Consider the following 24439-nt stretch of genomic DNA (forward strand, 5'->3'; position numbering starts at 1 on the left):
TTGCGACCTCGTCCCGCCATTCCACCCCCTGTGCTCGCCGCGCCGCTGCGACGGTATCTATACCTGCCGATAGGCGAATCCTGATGACGCGACAATCATGATGAGACTTTGGCGGTCACGGTCAGAAGCGGCACGGGCGGACCGTCTCCTCATGCGCACCCCGTGCCACCCGGCGTTTGTCGCATCCGCGCCATCACCTCGCGCGATCTCTTACCTTGCGACCACAATCGCCCAGCCGCACTTGTTTATTAAGCCTGCCCATCATAAAATCGTACCGAGGCTTGGTGATGCGGAATCACATGCAGCTGCCGAATCGCAGGCACGAGTGCCCCGCGGATATCGGCATGCTTGCGGCGATGACGTCGCGGCAAGTTTGCGGTCCTGCAAGCAGTTACCGAGCCTCAGGCAGAATTTTCATTTCGCCGCAGGGCGTTTCCTGCCGGCGAATATCCAACGCCGCGAATGTGCCCGGCTCGCAAGCCGCCATTTCGCCCGTTTCGTCGGCCGCCCGAGCGGCCATGTAGTTGTTACAGGTCGAATCTTGTCACCAGCCTCCGTTCTCAGATACGCGCCGCACCCCCGTCAGGGGCGCGTGGCGTCGTCGAGTCGCGGCCATGCTGGCTTGCAGGGTTCGCCCCTTACGGGCTCGCGCCCACCCGCCGGCAGGCAGGCGCATGACGCCTTGCCGCGGCCCGGTGCGAGCGCCCGGGAGTTCTTTCATGGCAAACAAAATGCTGATCGACGCGTCCCACCAGGAAGAGACGCGCGTCGTCGTCGTCCGGGGTAGCCGGGTCGAGGAATTCGATTTCGAATCCGAACACAAGAAGCAGCTCAAGGGAAATATCTATCTGGCGAAGGTGACGCGGGTCGAACCCTCGCTCCAGGCCGCCTTCGTCGAATATGGCGGCAACCGCCACGGCTTCCTCGCCTTCAGCGAGATCCATCCCGACTATTACCAGATCCCCAAGGCTGACCGTCAGGCGCTGGTCGAGGAAGACCTCGCCCGCGCGCTGGAAGAGGAAGAGGCCGACGAGCCTAAGCCGACCCCCCGCCCGCGCCGGGGCTCGCGCAGCAAGTCGGCCGCCCGCAGCGACGACAGCGTATCCGAGACAACGGATCTCGACGGGAACGACGACGAAGCCGGTCCGTCGAATCACGACGACGACAGCGAGGGCGACGCCCGCGGCGAAGACGCAGGGGACGAATCCGACGAGATCTCGACCTCGGGCGAAGCCGAAGACGATGGCGAGGACAACGGGTCCGAGCGCTCTTCGCGGGGTCGCCGCGGCGGTCGTGGTCGGCGAGGTCGCAACCGGTCGCCCGGCGACGAAGAGAGCAACGGCGACGACGAGAACGGCGAAGAGCAGATCGACCAGATCGGCTCCGAGGACGCCATGGAAGAGGTTCCGGTCCGCCAGAACCGCCCGCGCCGCCAGTACAAGATCCAGGAAGTCATCAAGCGTCGTCAGATCCTGCTCGTGCAGGTCGTCAAGGAAGAGCGCGGCAACAAGGGCGCCGCGCTGACCACCTACCTGTCCCTGGCAGGCCGCTATTCGGTGCTGATGCCGAACACGGCACGGGGCGGCGGCATCTCGCGCAAGATCACCAGTGCGGCCGATCGCAAGCGTCTGAAGGACGTGGTGCGCGATCTCGACGTGCCGCGCGGCATGGGCATCATCCTGCGGACGGCCGGTGCGAACCGGACCAAGCCCGAGGTCAAGCGCGACTACGAATATCTGATGCGCCTGTGGGAAACGGTGCGCAGCGTCACGCTCGCCTCGATCGCGCCCGCCCTCGTCTACGAGGAAGGCAGCCTGATCAAGCGATCGATCCGCGACCTCTACAACAAGGACATCGACCAGATCCTGGTCGCCGGCGAGACCGGCTACCGCGAAGCCAAGGACTTCATGCGGATGCTGATGCCGAGCCAGGCCAAGGTGGTGCAGCCCTATCGCGACCCGACGCCGATCTTCGTGCGGCAGGGCATCGAGTCGCAGCTCGACAAGATGGTGCAGCCCCACGTCACGCTGAAGTCCGGCGGCTACATCATCATCAACCAGACCGAGGCGCTGGTTGCCATCGACGTGAACTCCGGGCGCTCCACCAAGGAGCATTCGATCGAGGACACTGCCTACCAGACGAACATGGAAGCGGCGGAAGAGGTGGCGCGGCAGCTTCGCCTGCGCGACCTTGCCGGCCTGATCGTCATCGACTTCATCGACATGGACGAGAAGCGCAACAACCGCGCCGTCGAGAAGAAGATCAAGGAGTGCCTGAAGAGCGACCGCGCCCGCATCCAGGTCGGCAGCATCTCGCATTTCGGCCTTCTGGAGATGAGCCGGCAGCGGATCCGCGCCAGCGTGCTCGAATCGACCATGCAGACCTGCCCGGTCTGCGAGGGCACCGGCCATATCCGCTCGTCGTCGTCCTCGGCGCTGCATGTGCTGCGGACCATCGAGGAGCATCTGCAGAAGCACGCGGATCACGACCTCATCGTCAAGGTCCCGACCTCGACGGCGCTCTACGTGCTGAACGAGAAGCGCCAGCGGATCGAGGAGCTGGAGCACCATCACGGTCTGCGGATCATCATCGAGGCGGACGACAGCTCCGGCCACCAGGCGATCACGATTGCCCACGGCGCCGAGGCGACGAAGCCCGAGACGACGCTGGACATGGGCCTGCCGGATGCCCTGGCGGCCAGCGACGCGCTGGACGACGCGGCGGACGAGGAAGCAGCCCGCCGCTCGGCCGACGAGCTCGACCGGATTGCCGACGATACGCCACCGCCGGCTGCTGCCAGGGCCCGCCCCGAAGACGATGCGGGCGAGTCGGAGAATTCGGAAGGCGGCGGCCGGCGCCGGCGCCGGCGTCGGCGCAAGCGGTCGGGCGACGAGGACGAGACTGTTGCCGATAGCCAGTCCTCCCGCGACGATCGGTCGGATACGGACGATGACGGCGATGCGGAAGGCGACGAGGAGACCGGTGGCTCCCGTCGCAGCACCAGCCGGACCGACGACGACAGCGATCGGGGCCGCAAGCGCCGCCGTCGCGGTCGCCGGGGTGGCCGTCGCAACCGCGAGGACCAGAACGGCGAGACCGAATCGGGCCGGCAGCCGGCAGAGGCCGCAGCCGATCAGCCGTCGGACACGCAGCCGATCCACGCCACCGCCAAGACGGAGATATCGGAGCCGGACGACGATGCGTCCCAGGCACCGGTTGCAGGCGATGCACCGGTCCGGTCGCAGGCCGATGCATTCGTGGCGACCGACACCCCGGTTGCGGAGCCTGTTGCCGCTCATCATGACGCTGCGGACAATGCGGACACCGCTGTAGCGACCGAGACGCAGGCGCCGGCCGAGATGGCCAGCGAAGCTGCCACCCTGGTGGACGCCCAGACCGTCGAGGCCGAAGAGGCCCCGGCGTCAGCGGCCAACGACGACACGCCCGCCGTGCCGGTCACATCGGATCCGGTGGTGACGTCCAGCAGCACCGACGACGCCGAAGCGAAGCCCGACAAGCCGCGCCGCACCGGCTGGTGGGCCCGCCGGAGCTTCTTCTGAGAATTGCGGTGTGCCCGCGCAGAGCGCGGCGTTACCGACGACCATGAAACGGCAACGGGCGGCCCATCGGGCCGCCCGTTCTGCGTTCTGTGCCAGCGTCCGTGTCGGCGGACGGATGGTCAGGCGGATCGGCGCGCGGAGATCCGGTCGAGGGCCTCGGCCAGCGTCTCGTGATCGCAGGCATAGGACAGCCGGACGAAGCGCTCGCCGCGCCGCGTGTCGAAATCGGTGCCCGGGGTGATGGCCACGTGGCAGCGCTGGAGGATGTCCGCGGCGAATTGCGTGGCACTGGCCTCGCCCTCGGGAATAGCCGCATAGGCGTAGAAGGCGCCGTCGATGGGGGCGATGTCGCGAAAGCCGAGCTCCGGCAGGCGTCGGGCGATGAGGTCGCGGTTGTGCACGTAGCCGTCGCGCACCCGGTCGAGCTCGGCCGTCGCGTCGAAGACGGCCGTCGCGGCGACCTGGGACAGCTCGGGGGCGGATATGTAGAGGCTCTGGCCGATTCGCTCGGCCGCGCGCAGCAGGCCCGGCGGCAGGATCAGCCAGCCGATCCGCCAGCCCGTCATGCAGTAATATTTCGAAAAGGAGTTCACGATGATCGGACGGTCGGAGAATTCCAGCGCCGTCGCCTCCGCCTTGCCATAGGCGAGGCCGTGATAGATCTCGTCGGAGACGAAGCGGATGTCCTGCGCGTCGGCATATTCGACTAGCCGGCGCAGTTCGTCGCGCGGCGTCACGGTACCGGTCGGGTTGGCCGGGCTGGCGATCAGCACGCCGGCGAGACTGTGTTCTTCGTGGGCCGCGCGCAGATGGTCGGCGGTGAGGACGTAGCCGCTGCTGCGGTCGACCTCGAGCTCGACCGGCACCAGCCCGAGGGCGCGCAGGATGTTGCGATAGGCCGGATAGCCGGGCGCCGCCAGGGCGATCCGGTCGCCCGGGTCGAAGGCCGCAAGGAAGGTCAGGTTGAACCCGGCCGACGATCCGGTGGTGATCATCACCTGCCCGGCATCAACGGTCTGGCCGTAGGCATCGGCGTAGTGGCGGGCGATGCGCTCGCGCAGTTCTTGGCGGCCGAGGGCGTCGGTATAGGCCACGCGCCCGTGGTCCAGCATGGCGCGGGCCGCGGCCCGCGCGACCTCCGGTGCCGGCGCGGCGGGTTGCCCGACGGCCAGCGACAGGACGCGGTCGCCGCGCGCGATCATCCGATTCGCCTCGGCCAGGACATCCATGGCCCGGAACGGGTCGATNGGCGCGGCGGGTTGCCCGACGGCCAGCGACAGGACGCGGTCGCCGCGCGCGATCATCCGATTCGCCTCGGCCAGGACATCCATGGCCCGGAACGGGTCGATGTCGGACCGTTTTGATGCCATCATCGTGAGGGTTTCGGACAGGTCGGACCGCATGTTTCGCCTCGAATTCGCCGGATTGGGGTGAGGATTGCCGGACGGGGTCCGTATCGCGTCAGGATGGCGATCGGCCGTCCGGCGCAGCATCGAAGGGGACTAGCATGAACATGTCGCTCGGCGCGATCTCCGCCCGCTTCACATCGATCGTTCTGGCGGCTGCCGTGGCGCTGGCACCGGTCGGCGCCGGGGCTGCATCGAAGGACAAGGCCAGCCTGCCGATTGTGCGCGACGCCGAGATCGAGGCGCTGGTGGCCGATTATGCCCGGCCCCTCCTCAAGGCAGCGGGGCTGTCGCGCTCGGGAATCGAGATCGTGCTGGTCAATTCCGACGCCTTAAACGCCTTCGTCGCGGGCCGCCGAATCTACATCAATACCGGCGCGATCACCGCGACGCAGACCCCCAACCAGCTCATCGGCATTCTGGCCCACGAGATCGGCCATCTGGCCGGTGGCCACCAGCAGCGGCTGCGCCAGCAGATCGAGCGCGCCCAGGCCATCGCGGTCGTCGCCGGGCTGCTGGGTGCCGGTGTGGCCGCAGCCGGCGCCGCGGCGGGTGCCGGCGGTGCGGTCAATGCCGGCGCCGGCCTTTTGGCGGGTGGCAGCGGCGTCGCCCAGCGCAGTCTCCTGAGCTATCAGCGCGGCGAGGAAACGACCGCCGACCGCTCTGCCCTCACCTATCTCGACGCCACCGGCCAGTCCGGCCGCGGCCTCGTGGAAACCTTCCAGATCCTCGATCGCAGCAATCTCTTCGGTGGCCGCGGCGGCGGCAGCTACACCTCCTCGCACCCCATGCCGCGCGAGCGCATCGCCGCGCTGCAGCGCCTGGCACAGGAAAGCCGGAATTACGGCCGCTCCGATTCGGCGGAATTGGCCACCCGTCACGATCTCGCCCGGGCCAAGATCGTCGCCTACAATGACGGGGCCGGCGCGGTGCGTCGCCTGTTCGCCCGCGACCCGCGCAGCCTTGCCGCCTACTACGGCGACGCCATAGCGACCCATCTCGCCGGCTCGGCCTCCGCTGCCCTGACGAAGACCGACGCGCTGATCGCCGCCCAGCCGAAGAACCCGTGGTTCCAGGAATTGCGCGGCGACATCCTCGTCGATGCCGGGCGCCCGCAGGAAGCGGCCGCGGCCTATTCCAGGGCCGCCAAGCTCGATACGTCCGGCTCGGGTATCCTGAAGGCCGAGATCGGCCAGGCGCTGGTCACCGGCGGCGACCCGGCGAAGATGCAGGAGGCGATTCGGCTGATCCGCGACGGGCTCAGCTCCGATCCGAACAATTCGCTGGCCTATCGTTTCCTCGCCATGGCCTATGGGCGGATCGGCGAGGTCGGGCGCGCCGAGCTTGCCACGGCCGAAGGCTACTGGCATGGCGGTGCCTTCCGGCAGGCCAAGATCTTCGCCATTCGCGCGCAGCAGAAGCTGAAGCCCGGCTCGCCGTCCTGGATGGCCGCGCAGGACATCATCCAGACGGACATCCGCTGATCGCGCTCCGTATCCAACCGAACAGAAGGACGCTTTGCCCGTGCTCTCCATCCGACGCCTGACCGCCGTGACAGCCCTCGCCTGCTCCCTCCCGCTGATGGTAGGCGGCGCTGCCGCGCAGGACGTCACCCCCGCCCCGGCGCAGACGTCCTTCGACGCGACGCAGACCGACGCCATCGAGACGATCGTGCGATCCTATCTGATCGAGCATCCCGAAGTGCTTCTCGAGGCACTGGACGCGCTCGAGGCCAAGCGGGAGTCCGCCCAGGCTGCGGCCCAGAAGGCCGCCATCGCCGATGCCGGCCCGGCACTGTTCGAATCACCCGAAGGAACGGTGCTCGGCAATCCCGAGGGGGACATCACCGTAGTCGAGTTCTTCGACTACAATTGCGGCTACTGCAAACAGGCGATGCAGGACATGGACGCGCTCATCGCGTCCGATCCCAACATCCGCTTCGTCCTGAAGGAAATCCCGGTCCTCGGTCCCCAGTCGCACGAGGCGGCACGGGTATCACTCGCCTTCCGCGAGATCGCCCCGACGCGCTACGGCGAGTTTCACCGGCAGTTGCTCGGCTCGCGCGGGACCGCCGATGAAGCCAGCGCCATCGCGCTGGCGAAGGATCTCGGCGTCGATGAGGCCGCGTTGCGCGAGGCCATGACGTCGGACGCGGTCGCCGACGCCCTGCAGGAATCGAACGACCTCGCCACCGGCCTCGGCATCAACGGGACGCCGTCCTACGTCATCTCCCGGGAACTGGTGCCGGGCGCGGTCGGCCTCGACAACCTGACGGCGAGCATCGCCAATGTGCGCGAATGCGGCAGCATTGCCTGTTGACGAGCAGCTGACGGAACGAAACGCGGCCTGTGGCGCTTTCCCCGCGCCTGCGATGCCTCTATAGGGGGCTGTGAGCCGCGCCAGGCGTGTGCGATTGTCAAAAAATGACCGAGGGTCGATGACCTCGACGATCTACTTCCTCAACGGACCCAATCTCAACACGCTCGGCACCCGCGAGCCGGAGATCTACGGCACGACGACGCTCGCCGACATCGAAGGCCGGTGCCGCGAAGTCGCGGCAGCGGCCGGGTTCGAGATCGCGTTCCGGCAGTCCAACCACGAAGGCGAACTGGTCGACTGGATCCACGAGGCGCGGGAACGCGCCGTGGCCATCGTCATCAACGCCGCGGCCTATACCCATACGTCCCTCGCCCTCCACGACGCTCTCCGGGTCTTCGGAAAGCCTGTCGTCGAGGTGCATCTGTCCAACATTCACGCGCGCGAGGAGATCAGGCACAAGAGCCTGATCGCGCCGGTCGCCGTCGGTATGATCGCCGGCTTCGGACCGGTGGGGTACGAACTCGCCATTGCGGCCCTCAAGGCGCGCCTGTGATAGCATCGAGTCGAGAAGACCGAAGGAATTGCATGTCGAAAGAAGACCACTCTGTCGACCCGTCATTCGTGCGCGAGATGGCGAGCATCCTGAAGGACACCGATCTGACCGAGATCGAGGTCGAGCACGGTGAGATGCGGGTTCGCGTTTCCCGCCAGAAGGACTACGGCGGCTACGGGCAGCCGATGCACTACCCCGCGCCGTCAGGCCCGGCCCCGTCTGCGCCCGCCCCGCATCACGAGCAGCCTGCGGCACCGGCAGTCGCCTCCGGACCGGAGAAGGGCACCGTCCCCTCGCCCATGGTCGGCACCGTCTACCTGTCCTCGGCGCCGGGCGCGAGGTCCTTCGTGGAAGTCGGCCAGAAGGTCGCCGAGGGCGAGACGCTCCTGATCATCGAAGCGATGAAGACGATGAACCAGATTCCCGCGCCGCGCGCCGGCACGGTCACCAAGATCCTGGTCGAGAATGCGCAGCCTGTGGAATACGGCGAACCTCTCGTCGTGATCGCGTAAGGGGCGCGGCATGGTCAAGAAGGTCCTGATCGCCAACCGCGGCGAGATCGCGCTGCGCGTCCTGCGTGCCTGCAAGGAACTCGGCATCTCCACGGTCGCTGTCCATTCGACCGCCGACAACACGGCCATGCATGTGCGCCTCGCCGACGAGAGCGTCTGCATCGGGCCGCCGCCGGCCCGCGACAGCTATCTGAACATTCCGCAGATCGTGGCGGCCTGCGAAGTGTCGGGCGCCGATGCGGTGCATCCAGGTTACGGCTTCCTGTCCGAGAATGCCCGGTTCGCCGATATTCTCGACGCCCACAACATCACCTTCATCGGGCCCACCGCCGAGCACATCCGGATCATGGGCGACAAGATCGAGGCCAAGCGCACTGCCAAGCGGCTCGGCATTCCGGTCGTTCCGGGCTCGCCGGGCGCGGTCACCGACGACGACGAGGCGGCCAGGATCGCCGAGGAGATCGGCTATCCTGTGCTGGTCAAGGCGTCGGCCGGCGGCGGCGGACGCGGCATGAAGGTGGCGCACACGCCGAAGGATTTGTCGAACGCCCTGTCGACGGCCCGCTCGGAAGCCGGATCGGCCTTCGGCGACGATGCCGTCTATCTGGAGAAATACCTCAAGAAGCCGCGCCATATCGAGGTGCAGGTCTTCGGCGACGGCGCCGGCAACGCCATCCACCTGGGCGAGCGCGACTGCTCGCTGCAGCGCCGCCACCAGAAGGTCTGGGAAGAGGCCAGTTCGCCGGCGCTCGACCAGGAGCAGCGTGACCGGATCGGCAGCATCTGTGCCAATGCCATCGCCAAGCTCGGCTATCGCGGCGCCGGCACGATCGAGTTCCTGTTCGAGAACGAGGAGTTCTATTTCATCGAGATGAACACCCGCCTGCAGGTGGAGCATCCGGTGACGGAAGCCATCACCGGTCTCGATCTCGTCCATGAGCAGATTCGCGTCGCCAGCGGCCAGGGCCTGTCGGTGACGCAGGCGGACATCCAGTTCGCCGGCCATGCCATCGAATGCCGGATCAATGCCGAGGATCCAGAGACCTTCGCGCCCTCGCCGGGGCAGATCACCCATTACCACATGCCCGGCGGGCTCGGCGTGCGCGTCGATTCTGGCGTCTATCAGGGCTATTCGATCCCGCCCTTCTACGACAGCCTGATCGGCAAGCTGATCGTGCACGGCCGCACCCGCACCGAATGCATGATGCGGCTGCGGCGGGCTCTCGACGAGATCGTCGTCGACGGGATCAAGACGACGCTGCCGCTGTTCCGGGACCTCGTCGACAATCCCGATATCGCCAAGGGCGACTACGACATCCATTGGCTGGAGAAGTACCTCGCGCAGCGCGCGGCGGGGTAAGACCATGGCACGGCGTGGTGGCCAGCGTTTCGAGATCACCCCGTCCATCCTGCTGAAGGCCTATGCCTGCGGCATCTTTCCCATGGCGGAAAAGGCGGACGATCCGGGCATCTTCTGGATCGATCCGACCGAACGCGGCATCCTGCCGCTCGACGGCTTCCACCTGCCGCGCAGCCTGCGCAAGACCATCCGCCGCGCGCCCTTCGAGATTCGCGTCGACACCGCCTTCCCGGCGGTCGTCGACGGCTGCGCCGAGGCGGCGCCGGGGCGCATGGAGACCTGGATCAACGGCCAGATCCGGTCGCTGACCCTGGCGCTGTTTCAGGAAGGTTTCGCCCACTGCGTCGAGGCGTGGGAGGGCGAGGAGCTGGTCGGGGGCCTCTACGGCGTCTCGCTCGGGGCGGCGTTCTTCGGCGAGAGCATGTTCTCGCGGCGCACGGACGCCTCGAAGATCGCCCTCGCCTATCTGTGGGAACGGCTCAGCCGCGGCGGCTATCGCCTGCTCGACACGCAGTTCCTGACCAGCCATCTGGAGCGATTCGGCGCGATCGAAATCGACCGGGAGACCTATCAGTCGCTGCTGGCCGATGCGGTGGCGCGGGACGCGACCTTCTATCCGGCCGGCGCCGGCACGTCCGAATCGGTCTTGCAGCTCTTCAGCCAGACGTCATAGACCGGATGCTCCACGGCGTTCAGGCCGGGAGAAGCGGCGAACATCCAGCCGGAAAAGATCTGGCGGATATCGCGCTGAAGCGTGATCTCGTCGACCTTGACGAAGGCGTCTGTCCGGGCCGCTTCGCCCTCGGCGCTGGTGTAGCAGACCTTGGGCGTCACCTGCAGGGCGCCGAACTGGACCGTCTCGTCGATATAGACGTCGAAGGTCGTGATCCGCCCGGTGATCTTGTCGAGACCGGAAAACACCGCGACCGGGTTCGCGATGCGCTGCTGGGCCGCCGCCGGCGTCAGCGCCACGCCCGTGACGGCCAGCAGGATCGACGCACATAGCCGACGGTTCATGGATGCGTCCTCAACGTTCCCGGCCCGTCGGGCCGGCATATACGCGCAGTGTGTGCCGTCAGAATGCGGCAAGGGCGGGGAGATCGGCCGCTTTCCAGGCGATTGATCCGGGCGGACATGGCGTCATCGCGGCAACCGGCCGACGTCGAAGCGTGCGCCGCGGTTACGGCGTCCAGGCGTCGTAATCGTCGGTGACGCGCGGGCGCTCGGACGGGCGCAGGAGCGAGCCCTGCGGCCGATAGGCCTTCGCCGTGCCGGTGTAGTTCGGCTGGTGCGGCTTCTGCCAGGCGCGCGGCGTGTACTGCTCGCCCGACGGCGGCGTGTCGACCCGGTGATGGATCCACCCGTGCCAGCCGCCGGCGATCATGGAGGCCTCGGCCGGGCCGTTGTAGATCACCCAGCGCTTGGAGCCGTCGGCGTTCTGATAATACTGATTGCCGGCCTCGTCCTCGCCGACCTTCTGGCCCTTGCGCCAAGTATAGAATCTCGTGCCGATCGTCTGGCCTTGCCACCAGGTGAAGATCTGCAGCAGCCATTCCTTCATGGGAATTCCAGTCCGTGTCGATGCGGGGACGTTATGCTGCCGCGGCCGCAAAATGTCCACCTCGGTATGGCGTCGGTGCCTTGCACCCGGCAGCACCCTGCCCGGCTCACGCTCCGGCGAGCGGCTTCTCGTAGACGGCGGCCGGGATGCCCGAATCGGCAGACCCGCAATTGGCCGTCGATCCGGTCTTGGCGAAGCCGTGGGCGCGGTAGAACGCCACCGCCACGTCGTTCGCCTCTTCCACTTCGAGCCGCATGATGCGCGCCGTCGGGAAGCAGCCGGCGATCTCGGCGAGAAGGTCGCGGCCGATGCCCTGGCGCTGGCAGTCCGGCCGGACATAGAGCTGGTGCAGGACGACCAGCTTGCCGTCGCCGGCGGTCGAGGCGGCATAGGCCATGCCGCCGATCCGGGTCCCGTCGTCGGCGACGAGGAACTCCGAGTTCAGCCGCGCAATTCGCGGACGCAACGCCTCCACCGAATGCCAGGAGCGGGTGATCTCGCTCACCCGCCCGGCCCCGTAGATGCCGTCATAGGTGTCGTGCCAGGTCTCGCCGAGCAGACCGCTGATCGCCTCCAGATCCTGCACGCCGGCGGTGCGAACGAAGAAGATCATTCCAGGCCGAGCTTCTGCTTCACCAGCGCGTTGACCGCCTGCGGGTTGGCCTTGCCGCCCGTCGCCTTCATCACCTGGCCGACGAACCAGCCGGCCATGGTCGGCTTGGCGCGCGCCTGCTCCACCTTGTCGGGATTGGCGGCGATCACCTCGTCGACCGCCGTCTCGATGGCGCCCGTGTCGGTGACCTGCTTCATGCCCCGTTCGTCGACGATCGTCTCCGGATCGCCGCCCTCGTTCCAGACGATCTCGAACAGGTCCTTGGCGATCTTGCCGGAGATCGTCTCGGCACGGATCATGTCGAGAATCGCCCCGAGCTGTTCGGCCGACACCGGCGTTTCGCCGATGTCCTTGCCGGCCTTGTTCAGCGCACCGAGAAGGTCGTTGATCACCCAGTTGGCGGCCTGCTTGGCGTCGCGCCCCCTGGCGACGTCCTCGTAATAGTCGGCGATCGCCTTCTCGGAGACGAGGATCGATGCGTCATAGGGCGACAGGCCGGCGTCCCGGATCAGCCGGTTCTTCTTGTCGTCCGGCAGTTCCGGCAGGCCTTCCAGCAGCGCGTCGATATAGGCCTGATCGAATTCCAGCGGCAGCAGGTCCGGATCGGGGAAGTAGCGATAATCGTGCGCCTCCTCCTTGGAACGCATCGCCCGGGTCTCGCCCTTGGCCGGGTCGTAGAGCCGGGTCTCCTGGTCGATTGTGCCGCCGTCCTCGATGATCGCGACCTGACGGCGGGCCTCGGACTCGATCGCCTGTCCGACAAAGCGGATCGAGTTGACGTTCTTGATCTCGCAGCGCGTGCCGAAGGCGCCGCCGGGACGCCGCACGGAAACGTTCACGTCGGCCCGCATGGAGCCTTCGTCCATGTTGCCGTCGCAGGTGCCGAGATAGCGCAGGATCGTCCGCAGCTTGGTCAGATAGGCCTTGGCCTCGTCGGCCGACCGCATGTCGGGCTTGGAGACGATCTCCATCAGCGCGACGCCGGAGCGGTTGAGGTCGACATAGGACATCGTCGGATGCTGGTCGTGCATCGACTTGCCGGCGTCCTGTTCGAGATGCAGACGCTCGACGCCGATCTCGATTTCCTCGAAGGCGCCTTTCGAATCGGGACCGACCGAGACCGAGACGATGCCCTCGCCGACGATCGGGTCCTTGAACTGCGAGATCTGGTAGCCCTGCGGCAGGTCCGGATAGAAATAGTTCTTCCGGTCGAAGACCGAGCGATGCTTGATCTCGGCCTTGAGGCCGAGGCCGGTCCGCACCGCCTGGCGCACGCATTCTTCGTTGATCACCGGCAGCATGCCGGGCATCGCCGCGTCGACGAGACTGACATGGTCGTTCGGCGGACCACCGAAATCGGTCGAGGCGCCGGAGAAAAGCTTGGCTTCGGAGGTAACCTGGGCATGGACCTCCATGCCGATCACGATCTCCCAGTCGCCGGTGGCGCCGGAGATGAAGTTCTTCGGATCGGGCGTTCGGGTGTCGACGAGGGTCATGGGCGTGTCCAGAAACTTCAAATGTGCTGCCAAAACGGCTGGTTCAATGCACGGAGCGGGTCGATGGCGGCCCGGCGTCCATCGGACGAAGATGGTCCATCAGCGGCCAAGCGCGGCGATGATTTCGTCGCGCTCGACGTCGAGGCTGTCGGACGCCGGTGGCCGGCCGGCCCGGCGATACCAGTAGCCGGCATTGTCCAGATCGCCTTCGATCCGGTGGAGATGGGCATGGATCCAGGCAGCATCGGCGGATGCATCATCCTGGACGACCGCATGGGCGCCATGCCAGTCGCCGGCGGCCAGACGGTCGAGCGCGCTGCGAAGATCGGCCATCAGCCTACCACCATTTCGCTGGTTCGAACCGGCCGGCAGACTGCTCGATGGCGTTGCCGAGCGCAAACAGCGTCTCTTCCTCGAAGGGACGGCCGATGAGCTGCAGGCCGAGGGGAAGCCCCTCGCCCGTCAGACCTGCCGGCACGGCGAGGCCCGGCAGTCCGGCCATGTTCACCGTGACCGTGAAGATGTCGTTGAGGTACATCTTCACCGGATCGGAGGCCATCTCCTGGTCGGCGATGCCGAAGGCCGCAGAGGGCGTCGCCGGCGTCAGCAGCGCGTCGATGCCGTCGGCATAGACCGTCTCGAAGTCCCGCTTGATCAGGGTGCGGACCTTCTGGGCGCGCAGGTAATAGGCGTCGTAATAGCCGGCCGACAGCACATAGGTGCCGATCATGATGCGCCGCTTGACCTCGCGCCCGAAGCCGGCGGCGCGGGTGTTCTCGTACATCTCGGCGACGTCCTTGCCCGGCACCCGCAGGCCGTAGCGCACGCCGTCATAGCGGGCGAGATTCGACGAGGCCTCGGCCGGGGCGACGATGTAATAAGCCGGCAGTGCGTATTTGGTATGCGGCAGGGAGACGTCGACGATCTCCGCACCGGCGTCGCGCAGCCAGGCGATGCCCTGCTGCCAGAGCGCCTCGATCTCCTCCGGCATGTTGTCGACGCGGTATTCCTTGGGAATGCCGATGCGCAGGCCCTTGACCGAGCGGCCGACCGCCGCCTCGTAGTCCGGCACCGGCAGGTCCACGGATGTGGTGTCCTTGGGGTCGACCGAGGCCATGGATTTCAACAGGATCGCCGCGTCGCGGACGTCGCGGGCGATGGGCCCCGCCTGGTCGAGCGACGAGGCGAACGCCACCGTGCCCCAGCGCGAGCAGCGGCCGTAGGTCGGCTTGATGCCGACCGTGCCGGTAAAGGCGGCGGGCTGGCGGATCGAGCCACCGGTATCGGTGGCCGTCGCGCCGGCGCACAGATGCGCCGACACCGCAGCCGCCGAGCCGCCTGACGAGCCGCCGGGCACCAGATCGACATTGGAACCCTTGCGACGCCAGGGGTTCTTCACCGGCCCGTAATAGGACGTCTCGTTGGACGAGCCCATGGCGAACTCGTCCATGTTGAGCTTGCCCAGCATCACCGCGCCATCAGCCCACAGGTTTGCGGTCACCGTCGATTCGTAGCGCGGCGCGAAGCCGTCGAGGATGTGCGAGGCAGCCTGGGTGTGGACGCCTTCGGTGGCGAAGAGATCCTTGATGCCCAGCGGGATGCCTTCGAGCGCCCCGGCCTCGCCCTTCGCCAGCCGCTCGTCGGACGCCCTGGCCATGGCGAGCGCCTTGTCGGGCGTCACCGCCACATAGGCGTTGAGCTGCGGATTGGCGGCCGCGATCGCGGCATTGTAGGCCTGCGTCAGCTCCGTGGCGGAGATCTCCTTCGCCGCGAGCTTGTCCCGCGCTTCGGCGATGGTGAAAGACGTCAACTCGGTCATCGGGACAGCTTCTTTTCGTAAAAGCGGTTGTAATCGGAATCGGCGTAGTCGAGCACGGCTTCGCAACGGGTGAAGCCGGATCGTTCGTAGAGGGCCCAGGCCGGCTCGAAGCCGGCGGTGGCGCCGGTCTCCAGGACCAGCCGTGCCAGACCCAGACGGCGGGCTTCGGCCTCGATGGATAGCAGGATCAGCCATCCCAGACCGGTCCCGCGCATCTCGGCCACGACGTACATGCGCTTCACCTCACCGGTCGTCGGGCCGTGGATCTTCAATGCCCCCATCCCGACTGCGACCGCCTCGGCATTGCGCACCACGAAAACCGTGGAATCCTCTCCCGCCATCTGTTCGGCGGTGAGCTGGTACTGGAACTGCGGTGGCGACAACGGCCGGAGGTAGTCGTTCAACTGGGCGACCAAGCCTCGCAACTCGTCATGCAGCGGTGATTCTGCCGCAATCGTCACCGTCATGGCGCGACTATTCCACGACCTTGGGCACGACGAAGAAATGATCCTCGCTCGCAGGTGCGTTGGCAACGATGTCGTCGGCCTTGGCACCGTCGGTGACCACGTCGGTCCGCTTCTTCATCGCCATCGGGATGACCGAGGTCATCGGTTCGACACCCTCGACATCGACTTCCCCGAGCTGTTCGACGAAGCCGAGAATGGCGTTGAGCTCGCCTTCCATGGCCGCGACCTCGTCATCGGTGACGGCGATCCGGGACAGCCGGGCGACGCGGCGGACGGTTGAAGCATCGACGGACATTGCGGCCCTGTTGGTTCAAGAAGAATTGCCGGAGCTATAGCGGCGCGTCCGGCACGAGGCAACGCCGCATGCGACAGCCGGCAGGACGACGGCGTCGCCCGACCGGCTTCATTCATATGTGGCAGCGCAGTGATCGTCCCGGGATCAGACCTCGAAGGCCTCGCCGATGGCTGGCAGGCGGATCTTGTCGGCCTCGCCCTCCATCGCGGCCGTGAACTTGTCGGGATTGGGATCGAGGATCGGCATCGTGCCCCAATGGATCGGAATGACGGTGTCGAACTTGAAATAGCGGCGGCAGGCGAGCGCGGCGACGGCGGCGCCCATGGTGAAGCGGTCGCCGATGGGTACCATGGCAATCCTGGGTGCGTGCAGTTCCTCGATCAGCGCCATGTCACCGAAAATGTCGGTGTCGCCCATGTGATAGACGGTCGGGCCGTCGCGGAAATGGAAGACCAGGCCATTCGGCATGCCGAGATAGGTCACCGACCCGTCGTCCAGAATGTCGCCGGAGGAGTGGAACGCCTGGGTGAAGGTGACGGTGAAATCGTCGAAGCTGATCGTGCCGCCGGTATTGCCCGGCTCGCCGTTCTCGACGCCCTTGCCGCCGAGCCAGGACAGAAGATCGAAATTGCCGATCACCTTGCAGCCGGTCCGCTTGGCGATGTCGACGGTGTCGCCGACATGATCGCCGTGGCCGTGGGTCAGGGCGATATGGGTCACCCCTTCGGTGGCACCGGCGACATCGCCCTTGAAGTGGGGGTTCCCCGTCAGGAAAGGGTCGATCAGGATGACCGACGAGCCGGTGTCGATCCGAAATGCGGAATGGCCGAAATAGGTGATCTTCATGGAAAGGCTCCTTGCCGTCTGATCGTCGGGCTGGACTTCGTTGCAAATGGTCCGCCATTGGGCGTGCTAACTGCACCGCCCCGCCCCACGGTCAAGGAGAGCGCGATGCCCATCGTATCGCTGGATGATTTCGCCGCAGGCGTGCCGCACGGCACGACCATCGCCGGCCTTGACCTCGGCACCAAGACCATCGGTCTGGCGGTCTCCGATCTCGGCCAGCGCTTTGCCACGCCCCGAAAGGTCCTGCGGCGCACCAAGTTCACCGCGGACGCCAACGCGCTGGTGGCGGCGCTCAACGACGACCGGATCGCCGGCATCGTCATCGGCCTGCCCCTGAACATGGACGGATCGGAAGGACCGCGCGCCCAGGCGACGCGGGCGTTCCTGCGCAATTTCGGCCGCTTCGACGACCGGCCGGTGCTCCTGTGGGACGAACGGCTGTCGACGGTGGCTGCCGAGCGTGGGCTGCTCGAGGCCGACGTATCGCGGCGAAAGCGGGCGGAACGGATCGATTCGGCCGCCGCGTCCTTCATCCTTCAGGGGGCGCTGGACCGGCTCTCGTCGCTGCGCTCATAGGCCAGGCCGTCGGCCAGAGCGAGGCGGGCCTCGCGGCGCGCCTGCCACCAGGCGGCAATCTTGCGACGGCGCCGGAAAGCGACGATCGCGCCGAGGATGAGGCTGTCCACGGCCAGCGCCCGCGCCACCATGGCGGGGATCAACGCAGGCTCGATGCCCAGGATCGTGCCGTAGACCATGAAGACCCGGTCATGGGTTTCGCGCGAGAACAGCGGTCCACCGAGATCGTTCAGCGACAGGAAATACCAGCCCCAGAAAACGATCAGCGGCCCGATCCAGAGCACCAGCAGCGTGCGCATCAGCGGGTCTCGCCTTTGTCGGTAAACGGGGTGCGGTGCCGCCGCATGATCGCTTCGCGCTCAGCCATGTGAATGGAACGCAGGACCGATTCGAAGGCGGCATCGTCGGCCGCGTTGTCGACCTCGACGAGGCGGTCGAACAGCAGCGCGCCGAAGGTCAGCGCCAGGGAGACGAGGAAGCCCGGTCCCTCCCCGAACAGCGTTGCCAAGGGCGAACCGGCTATGGCTGCGGCTGCATAGAAGGCAAAGAGGGCGACGAGCACGGCCGCGGCGAGCGGCTCGGCACGGCGAATGGCGAGGAAGGACGGCGATGCCAGACCGCTGATGGCCATGACCAGTCCGGTGGCCAGTGCTGCGAACAGGGCGGCGAAGACCAGCGTCGCCTGCCCGGGCAGGAAGAATTCCGGCGCGAGTGCCAGTTCCTGCAGGAGGCCATGGACGGCAGGACTGGCTGCCAGGGGGTCGAGCCAGCCCGAATGCGCCAGGAGACGCAGGCTGCACAGGCCCGCAAATCCCGTCCAGGCGCTGAGTGCCAGGGTCGTCGCCATCCTGCGCATGAAACCTCCTCGTCACGGTTACCGATCCGTTAACGGCGACCCTGTCGTCGCGAGGCCTCCGCCGCAATCGAAACCGCTTGTTAACCTTAACGCGTCCCCTCCTCGGTCTTCCTGTCCAGAAACGCCGTCAGACAGCTTCGGTTGCCGCCGGCCGCTCAGCGGATGGGCGGATAGAGGTCCTCGACGATGCGGCGGGAATCGTGCCGCAGGTCGAGCATGCCGTAGGTGTGGCGGAAGACGCCCCCGAGCCGCGTTTCGGTGAAGGCATCGGCGGTCCGGCCCAGCCCGAGCCGGCGCATGGACGCACTGGCCCCGGCCAGCGCCAGCTGCTCGGCCAGCAGCCGGCAGGCGCCTTCGTCCGACAGCGCCATCGACATGGCCGCGCGCAGCACCCCTGGCGTGCCGCCGGCGGTCTCGGCCATGTCGCTCTCGATCGTGGCGATCACGGTGTCGAAGGCCTGGGAGTCGCGCTTCAGGATGCGCGCGAGATCGAGCGCCATGACATTGCCCGACCCCTCCCAGATCGCGTTCACCGGAGCCTCGCGATAGGCCCGGGCCAGCCGTCCATCCTCGACATAGCCATTGCCACCGAGGCACTCCATCGCCTCGTAGGTCACCGCCGGTGCCATCTTGCAGACCCAGTACTTGGTCACCGGCGTCATGACGCGGGCCCATGCGGCATCGGTATCGGACGCCGTTTCCCCTGCCCGCCGGTCGAAGGCTTCCGCAAGCCGGAAGGACAGCACCGTGGCGGCGGCGACGTCCAGCGCCATGTCGGCGAGCACTCGCACCATCTGGGGCTGCTCGATCAGCGTCTTGCCGAACACGCGCCGTTCGCGGGCATGGTGGACCGCCTCGGCCAGGGCGCCGCGCATCAGGCCGGCCGAGGCCAGCGCGCAGTCGAGCCGGGTCAGCGTCACCATCTCGATGATGGTCTTCACGCCCTTGCCCGGATCTCCGACCCGCTGTGCGTCGGCGTCGACGAATTCAATCTCCGACGAGGCGTTCGACCGGTTGCCGAGCTTGTCCTTCAGTCGCTGGAAATGAAGGCCGTTCAGCGAACCGTCTTCACGGCGGCGGGGCATGAGGAAGCAGGTCGGTCCCTCCGGCGCCTGGGCGAGGACTAGGAACCCGTCCGACATGGGCGCCGACATGAACCATTTGTGGCCGGTCAGGCGGTAATGGCCGTCGCCGGCATCGACCGCATTGGTCGTGTTGGCCCTGACATCGGTCCCGCCCTGCTTCTCGGTCATGCCCATGCCGAGGGTGACTCCGGCCTTTGTCAGGGGTGGCTTGACGCCCGGGTCGTACTGGCGCGTGGCGATGACCGGCAGCCAGGTACCGCGCAGCCTGGGAGCTGCGGCCAGGGCCGCGACCGACGCGCTGGTCATGGTGATCGGGCACAGATGCCCACACTCCACGCCGGCCGTCATGTAGAAGCGCGCCGCCCGCGCGGCATGGCGCCGCCCGGCCTCTTCATCGGGCCCCTGCCAGATCGAGGCGTGCAGCCCGTCGGCGATCGAACGGCGCATCAGCGCGTGATAGGCCGGATGGTAGTCGATGAGCTCCAGGCGCCGGCCCTTCTCGTCGAAGCGACGCAGGCGCGGCGTTTCGACATTGGCGAGCCGGGCTAGGTCATGGGCCTCGAAGGAGCCGCAGAATCGTCCGTGCCGCTCCAGCGTCAGCAGCGTCGGCTCACCAAACCCGGCAGACAGGAGCCGCAGCAGCGGATCGCTGCGAAACACGTTGAAACCGGCGTAGTCGGAGGACTGGTTGGTGACCTCGTGGGTCTGGAATGTCGTCTCGGCCACGCGCGTCTCCTGTGCTTCAATCGGCGCGATCCTTGCCGCAAAACCGCGGATTGCCTATAGGCGTCGTTTTAATGAGCGCGACCTTGCCCATCCCCCCGTTCGGCCAGCGACACCTTCTGGGTATCGCCCGCCTGAAACCCCACGAGATCGAACAGCTGATCGATCTGGCCGAGGCGGAAGTGGCCGTCAGCCGCCGGCGCGACAAGAAGAAGTCGACGCTCAAGGGACGCACCCAGATCAACCTCTTCTTCGAGGCGTCGACCCGCACCCAGGCGTCGTTCGAACTGGCAGGCAAGCGCCTCGGTGCCGACGTCATGAACATGGCGATCGCCAATTCGTCGGTCAAAAAGGGCGAGACCCTGATCGACACGGCGATGACCCTGAACGCCATGCAGCCGGATATCCTGATCGTGCGGCACCATTCGGCCGGTGCGGTGGCGCTCTTGGCACAGAAGGTCGCCTGCTCGGTGGTCAATGCCGGCGACGGCGCCCACGAGCATCCGACCCAGGCGCTGCTGGATGCGCTGACCATCCGCCGCCACAAGGGCCGCATCGCCCGGCTCACCGTGACGATCTGCGGCGACGTCCTGCACAGCCGCGTCGCGCGCTCCAACATCCTCCTTCTCAACGCGCTCGGCGCCAGGGTGCGTGTCGTGGCGCCCTCGACCCTGCTGCCCAGCGGCATCGAATCGATGGGCGTCGAGGTCTTCCGGCGCATGGAGGACGGGCTGAAGGACGCGGACGTGGTGATGATGCTGCGCCTGCAGCGCGAGCGCATGGAAGGATCCTTCGTCCCCTCGGTGCGCGAATATTTCCGCTATTTTGGCCTCGACGCCGAAAAGCTCAGATACGCCAAGCCCGATGCGTTGGTCATGCATCCCGGCCCGATGAACCGCGGCGTCGAGATCGCCTCAGAGATCGCCGACGGACCGCAGAGCGTCATCGAGGAGCAGGTGGAGATGGGCGTCGCGGTCCGCATGGCGGTGATGTCGGCGCTGATCGGCGGACCGGAGGTCTCGGCATGAGCACGCCGGCGCCAACCGTCATCGAGCATGTGCGGATCGTCGATCCGGCCCGGTCGCTGGACGAGACCGGCACGGTCATCGTCGCGGGCGGGCGGATCTTGGCTGCCGGCGCGGATGCCCTCAACCAGGGCGCGCCCGACGGCGCCGAGATCGTCGACGGCCGGCGCCTCCTGCTCGTGCCCGGCCTTGTCGATGCACGGGTGTTCATCGGCGAACCGGGCGGCGAACACCGCGAGACGATCGCCTCGGCCTCTGCCGCTGCGGCCGCCGGTGGCGTGACCTCCATCCTGACCATGCCCGACACCAATCCCGTGGTCGACGAGGTGGCGATCGCCGAGTTCGTGATGCGCACGGCGCGCGACACGGCCGCCGTTAACGTCTTCCCGGCGGCCGCCCTCACCCGCGGCCTGAAGGGCAAGGAGATGAGCGAGATCGGTCTCCTGACCTCGGCCGGGGTGCGGGCCTTCACCGATGGCCGGCACACGATTTCCGATCCGGTGCTGCTGCGGCGGATCATGACCTATGCCCGCGATTTCGACGCCTTGGTGATGCACGAGACGCAGGATGCCGCGCTGACCGGCAGCGGCGTCATGAACGAGGGCCTGCTGGCGTCCTGGCTGGGTCTGCCCGGCGCGCCCGCTGAGGCCGAGATCATCCCGCTGGAACGGGACTTGCGCCTCGCTGCCCTCACCGGCTGCCGCTACCATGCGGCCAAGGTCTCGCTGGGCGAATCGGCGGCCGTCATGCGGCAGGCCAAACGCCGCGGGACCGCCGCAACGGCCGGCATCTCGATCAACCATCTGTCGCTCAACGAGAACGACATCGGCGAATATCGCACCTTCTTCCGCCTGTCGCCGCCATTGCGCCGCGAGGAGGACCGCGCCGCCATGGTCACGGCCCTGGCCGATGGAACCATCGACATCATCGTCTCCTCCCACGATCCGCAGGACGCCGACGGCAAGCGCCGGCCCTTCGCCGAAGCCGAGAGCGGCGCGATCGGCCTCGAGACCCTGCTGCCGGCCGCCCTGCGCCTGCATCATTGCGGCGACGTGTCCCTGCCCCGCATCATCGAGTGTCTGACCGCCGCGCCGGCGAAGCTGCTGGGGATCGACCGCGGCACGCTCGCGCCGGGATCTGTGGCCGACATGACCCTGGTCGATCTCGAGGCGCCGTTCCTGTTCAGCGAGGATCGCATCCGCTCGCGCTCGAAGAACACCGCCTTCGAGAACGCCCGCTTCCAGGGCCAGGTCTTGCGGACCTTCGTCGCCGGCCGCACAGTCTTCCAGGAACCGGACCGGAGCGGGGGCTGATGGTGGATTGGGGAGCGGGCCTCTGGCCGATCTGGCTGGCGTGCGTCGTCGGCGGCTATCTCATCGGCTCGATTCCCTTCGGGCTGATCTTCGCGCGCCTGTTCGGCCTCGGCGACATCCGCAAGATCGGCTCGGGCAACATCGGCGCCACCAACGCGCTGCGCACCGGCAACAAGCCGATGGCCGCCCTGACCCTTGCCGGTGACATCCTGAAGGGTACCGTGCCGGTGCTCGTCGCCTCACGCTGGGGCGGCGAAGCGGCCATCCTGGCTGGCTTGGCGGCGTTTCTCGGCCACCTCTTCCCGGTGTGGGTCGGCTTCAAGGGGGGTAAGGGCGTCGCCACCTATCTCGGCATCCTTCTCGGAATCGCCCCGATCGGCGTCCTTGTCTTCGCCGCGGTCTGGCTCTCCGTGGCGTACTTCTCCCGCTATTCCTCGCTGGCCGCCCTGGCAGCCACGCTGATCGTGCCGATCGCCTATCTCGCCCTCGGCTATTTGGACGCGGCCGCCCTCACCGGCCTCCTGACGCTGATCGTCTACATCCGCCATCACGCAAATATCCGCCGGCTGCTGGCCGGCACCGAGGGCAAGATCGGAGCCAAGGGGTGACGGTCTCCGACGCCTCTCCCCGTGGCGTCAGACTTCCCGACGAGACCCGGCTTGCCTGGCTGCGCCTGATCCGCAGCGAGAACGTCGGCCCCGTCACCTTCCGCACCCTGATCAACCGCTTCGGCGGCGCCGACGCGGCGCTGGCGGCACTGCCCGAACTGGCCGCGCGCGGCGGCCGCAGCATCCGGGTCGAAAGCCGGGAATCGGCCGAGGCGGAGATGGCCCGGGCGATCCGCATGGGGGCCCGCTTCATCTGCCTGGGCGAACCCGAGTACCCCACGCTGCTGAGGGCGACGGAGAGCACGCCGCCGGTGCTGGCGATCATGGGCGCCGCGGATACCCTCGACCAGCCGGCCGTCGCAATCGTCGGCGCGCGCAACGCCTCCCTCTCAGGGGTCAAGCTCACACGCCAGATCGCCGCGGAGATCGGCCGCTCGGGGTACGTCGTGGTCTCGGGGCTGGCGCGCGGCATCGATGCGGCCGCCCACGAGGCCGCGCTGGCGACCGGAACATCGGCGTCTTCGCCGGCGGTCTCGGCCGCCCCTATCCCGACGAGAACCGCCCGCTGATGCGCCGGATCGTCGACGAGGGCGGCTGCCTCGTCTCCGAGCGTCTTTTCGGCTGGGAGCCACGCTCCCGCGACTTTCCCCGGCGCAACCGGCTGGTCGCGGGGCTGGCGATGGACCTGGTGGTGACCGAGGCCGCGCTGCGCTCAGGATCGCTGATCAGTGCCCGCATCACCGCGGAGATCGGCCGGATCGTCTTTGCCGTGCCCGACTCGCCCCTCGATCCGCGCGCCGCCGGTACCAACCAGTTGCGGAAGACCGGAGCCATACTGGCGACCGAAGGGGCCGACATCATCGAGGCGCTGCGACCCCTGGACGATCGTATGACAGCCGGCCCACCCGCAATCGAGGAGCCACCTTCGGGACAGGCCTCCGACGAGCCGGCGGAAGGCGAGCGCGAGCGTATCCTTGAAACCCTCGGTCCCACGCCGGTCGCCATCGACGACAGCATCGCCCATACCGGTGCCCGGCCCGGCGCGGTCCAGCTCGTCCTTCTGGAACTGGATCTGTCGGATCGCCTGGAGCGCCATCCCGGCGGGCTGGTATCGCTACTTCTCTGACCGCGTCGTGCTGAGCGAGATCTGATGCTCTGCCTCGAGCCGCGCCATCTCCAGGAGATAGCCCAGCAACGAGTTGTTCTGGACGTTCGACACAAGCTTCAGTTGTGCCAGCATGTCGCGGACGTAGCGCAAATTCGCTTCGCGTCGGTTGGATGCGCTGTCATGGATGGCACACTCCCGAAAGCGGCAGGCGACGGCGACGAATCCCATGTCCGCGCGGTCTTGCCCTGAAGCTGCAACTTTAGGGATTTTCTGTCCATGACTACAACCAGCAAGAGTGCGCGACGAGGGGCGGGGTTGACCGGTCGCGCCGGACTGTC

The 24439-nt window shown here is 67.2% G+C and carries 26 protein-coding genes and 1 pseudogene; 13 read left to right on the forward strand and 14 right to left on the reverse strand.

All coding sequences use genetic code 11. From position 1 onward, the window contains the following. Positions 1-719 precede the first annotated feature (719 nt). Positions 720-3560, forward strand: a complete 2841-nt coding sequence (locus tag VQ042_RS08345) for an Rne/Rng family ribonuclease (protein ID WP_331817453.1) — start codon at positions 720-722, stop codon at positions 3558-3560. 119 nt (positions 3561-3679) lie between these two features. On the opposite strand, the gene VQ042_RS08350 is transcribed toward VQ042_RS08345, so the two are convergent. Continuing rightward, on the reverse strand, positions 3680-4864 hold the full coding sequence (locus VQ042_RS08350; RefSeq protein WP_331818219.1) for a pyridoxal phosphate-dependent aminotransferase: 1185 nt from the start codon (positions 4862-4864) through the stop codon (positions 3680-3682). Between the two features lie 203 nt (positions 4865-5067). Here VQ042_RS08350 and VQ042_RS08355 point away from each other — a divergent pair, with 203 nt between their 5' ends. From VQ042_RS08355 to aat, 6 genes are all read left to right on the forward strand, one after another. Then, positions 5068-6450 (forward strand): M48 family metalloprotease, encoded by a 1383-nt coding sequence (locus VQ042_RS08355; RefSeq protein ID WP_331817455.1) that lies wholly within the window; start codon positions 5068-5070, stop codon positions 6448-6450. A gap of 97 nt (positions 6451-6547) precedes the next feature. Further along, on the forward strand, positions 6548-7285 hold the full coding sequence (locus tag VQ042_RS08360) for a DsbA family protein (RefSeq protein ID WP_442880060.1): 738 nt from the start codon (positions 6548-6550) through the stop codon (positions 7283-7285). 118 nt (positions 7286-7403) lie between these two features. After that, the gene (aroQ, locus tag VQ042_RS08365; RefSeq protein WP_331817459.1) at positions 7404-7838 is read left to right on the forward strand and encodes a type II 3-dehydroquinate dehydratase; all 435 of its coding nucleotides are present in this window, start codon (positions 7404-7406) and stop codon (positions 7836-7838) included. Between the two features lie 32 nt (positions 7839-7870). Continuing rightward, on the forward strand, positions 7871-8350 hold the full coding sequence (gene accB / locus VQ042_RS08370) for an acetyl-CoA carboxylase biotin carboxyl carrier protein (RefSeq protein WP_331817461.1): 480 nt from the start codon (positions 7871-7873) through the stop codon (positions 8348-8350). Between the two features lie 10 nt (positions 8351-8360). Beyond that, entirely contained in the window at positions 8361-9710 is a 1350-nt protein-coding gene (accC, locus tag VQ042_RS08375) for an acetyl-CoA carboxylase biotin carboxylase subunit (protein WP_331817463.1), read from the forward strand. A 4-nt stretch (positions 9711-9714) separates the two neighbouring features. Beyond that, positions 9715-10383, forward strand: coding sequence for a leucyl/phenylalanyl-tRNA--protein transferase (gene aat, locus VQ042_RS08380; protein ID WP_331817465.1), 669 nt, complete (start codon positions 9715-9717; stop codon positions 10381-10383). On the opposite strand, the gene VQ042_RS08385 is transcribed toward aat, so the two are convergent. The 9 genes from VQ042_RS08385 to VQ042_RS08425 form a co-directional block, all read right to left on the reverse strand. Then, positions 10323-10727 (reverse strand): DUF2155 domain-containing protein, encoded by a 405-nt coding sequence (locus VQ042_RS08385; RefSeq protein WP_331817467.1) that lies wholly within the window; start codon positions 10725-10727, stop codon positions 10323-10325. The genes aat and VQ042_RS08385 overlap by 61 nt on opposite strands. A 163-nt stretch (positions 10728-10890) precedes the next feature. Next, the gene (locus VQ042_RS08390) at positions 10891-11271 is read right to left on the reverse strand and encodes an NADH:ubiquinone oxidoreductase subunit NDUFA12 (protein ID WP_331817469.1); all 381 of its coding nucleotides are present in this window, start codon (positions 11269-11271) and stop codon (positions 10891-10893) included. A 106-nt stretch (positions 11272-11377) separates the two neighbouring features. Then, positions 11378-11884 (reverse strand): GNAT family N-acetyltransferase, encoded by a 507-nt coding sequence (locus VQ042_RS08395; protein ID WP_331817471.1) that lies wholly within the window; start codon positions 11882-11884, stop codon positions 11378-11380. Next, complete coding sequence (gatB, locus tag VQ042_RS08400) at positions 11881-13380, reverse strand: Asp-tRNA(Asn)/Glu-tRNA(Gln) amidotransferase subunit GatB (RefSeq protein ID WP_331817473.1); 1500 nt, start codon at positions 13378-13380, stop codon at positions 11881-11883. Before gatB ends, VQ042_RS08395 begins: the two co-directional genes overlap by 4 nt. Before the next feature lie 99 nt (positions 13381-13479). Continuing rightward, the gene (locus tag VQ042_RS08405; protein WP_331817475.1) at positions 13480-13713 is read right to left on the reverse strand and encodes a hypothetical protein; all 234 of its coding nucleotides are present in this window, start codon (positions 13711-13713) and stop codon (positions 13480-13482) included. A gap of 4 nt (positions 13714-13717) precedes the next feature. Next, positions 13718-15199: an Asp-tRNA(Asn)/Glu-tRNA(Gln) amidotransferase subunit GatA gene (gene gatA, locus VQ042_RS08410; RefSeq protein WP_331817477.1), complete on the reverse strand. Its 1482-nt coding sequence runs from the start codon at positions 15197-15199 to the stop codon at positions 13718-13720. Next, complete coding sequence (locus VQ042_RS08415; protein ID WP_331817479.1) at positions 15196-15666, reverse strand: GNAT family N-acetyltransferase; 471 nt, start codon at positions 15664-15666, stop codon at positions 15196-15198. Before VQ042_RS08415 ends, gatA begins: the two co-directional genes overlap by 4 nt. A gap of 7 nt (positions 15667-15673) precedes the next feature. Further along, entirely contained in the window at positions 15674-15961 is a 288-nt protein-coding gene (gene gatC, locus VQ042_RS08420; RefSeq protein ID WP_331817481.1) for an Asp-tRNA(Asn)/Glu-tRNA(Gln) amidotransferase subunit GatC, read from the reverse strand. Positions 15962-16105: 144 nt separating this feature from the next. Further along, complete coding sequence (locus VQ042_RS08425) at positions 16106-16807, reverse strand: metal-dependent hydrolase (protein ID WP_331817483.1); 702 nt, start codon at positions 16805-16807, stop codon at positions 16106-16108. Positions 16808-16912: 105 nt separating this feature from the next. Here VQ042_RS08425 and ruvX point away from each other — a divergent pair, with 105 nt between their 5' ends. Further along, entirely contained in the window at positions 16913-17383 is a 471-nt protein-coding gene (gene ruvX / locus VQ042_RS08430) for a Holliday junction resolvase RuvX (RefSeq protein WP_331817485.1), read from the forward strand. On the opposite strand, the gene VQ042_RS08435 is transcribed toward ruvX, so the two are convergent. From VQ042_RS08435 to VQ042_RS08445, 3 genes are all read right to left on the reverse strand, one after another. After that, entirely contained in the window at positions 17344-17682 is a 339-nt protein-coding gene (locus VQ042_RS08435; protein WP_331817487.1) for a DUF6105 family protein, read from the reverse strand. The genes ruvX and VQ042_RS08435 overlap by 40 nt on opposite strands. Then, positions 17682-18230: a hypothetical protein gene (locus VQ042_RS08440; RefSeq protein ID WP_331817489.1), complete on the reverse strand. Its 549-nt coding sequence runs from the start codon at positions 18228-18230 to the stop codon at positions 17682-17684. Before VQ042_RS08440 ends, VQ042_RS08435 begins: the two co-directional genes overlap by 1 nt. A gap of 164 nt (positions 18231-18394) precedes the next feature. Then, positions 18395-20050: an acyl-CoA dehydrogenase family protein gene (locus VQ042_RS08445; RefSeq protein WP_331817491.1), complete on the reverse strand. Its 1656-nt coding sequence runs from the start codon at positions 20048-20050 to the stop codon at positions 18395-18397. Positions 20051-20121: 71 nt separating this feature from the next. Here VQ042_RS08445 and VQ042_RS08450 point away from each other — a divergent pair, with 71 nt between their 5' ends. The 5 genes and pseudogenes from VQ042_RS08450 (at position 20122) to VQ042_RS08470 (ending at position 24119) form a co-directional block, all read left to right on the forward strand. Next, positions 20122-21075, forward strand: a complete 954-nt coding sequence (locus VQ042_RS08450; RefSeq protein WP_331817493.1) for an aspartate carbamoyltransferase catalytic subunit — start codon at positions 20122-20124, stop codon at positions 21073-21075. After that, on the forward strand, positions 21072-22385 hold the full coding sequence (locus tag VQ042_RS08455) for a dihydroorotase (RefSeq protein ID WP_331817495.1): 1314 nt from the start codon (positions 21072-21074) through the stop codon (positions 22383-22385). Before VQ042_RS08450 ends, VQ042_RS08455 begins: the two co-directional genes overlap by 4 nt. Next, the gene (plsY, locus tag VQ042_RS08460) at positions 22385-22993 is read left to right on the forward strand and encodes a glycerol-3-phosphate 1-O-acyltransferase PlsY (RefSeq protein ID WP_331817497.1); all 609 of its coding nucleotides are present in this window, start codon (positions 22385-22387) and stop codon (positions 22991-22993) included. The genes VQ042_RS08455 and plsY overlap by 1 nt, the downstream gene beginning before the upstream one ends. Continuing rightward, positions 22990-23774, forward strand: a pseudogene (locus VQ042_RS08465) (DNA-processing protein DprA); the annotation flags it as partial. The gene plsY and the pseudogene VQ042_RS08465, both read left to right, overlap by 4 nt. Positions 23775-23882: 108 nt before the next feature. Beyond that, positions 23883-24119: a hypothetical protein gene (locus tag VQ042_RS08470; RefSeq protein WP_331818221.1), complete on the forward strand. Its 237-nt coding sequence runs from the start codon at positions 23883-23885 to the stop codon at positions 24117-24119. Here the strand turns inward: VQ042_RS08470 and VQ042_RS08475 are convergent. Then, positions 24108-24329, reverse strand: coding sequence for a hypothetical protein (locus VQ042_RS08475; protein ID WP_331817498.1), 222 nt, complete (start codon positions 24327-24329; stop codon positions 24108-24110). The genes VQ042_RS08470 and VQ042_RS08475 overlap by 12 nt on opposite strands. Positions 24330-24439 lie beyond the last annotated feature (110 nt).

The organism is Aurantimonas sp. A2-1-M11 (assembly GCF_036549475.1).
Taxonomy (GTDB): domain Bacteria; phylum Pseudomonadota; class Alphaproteobacteria; order Rhizobiales; family Rhizobiaceae; genus Aurantimonas.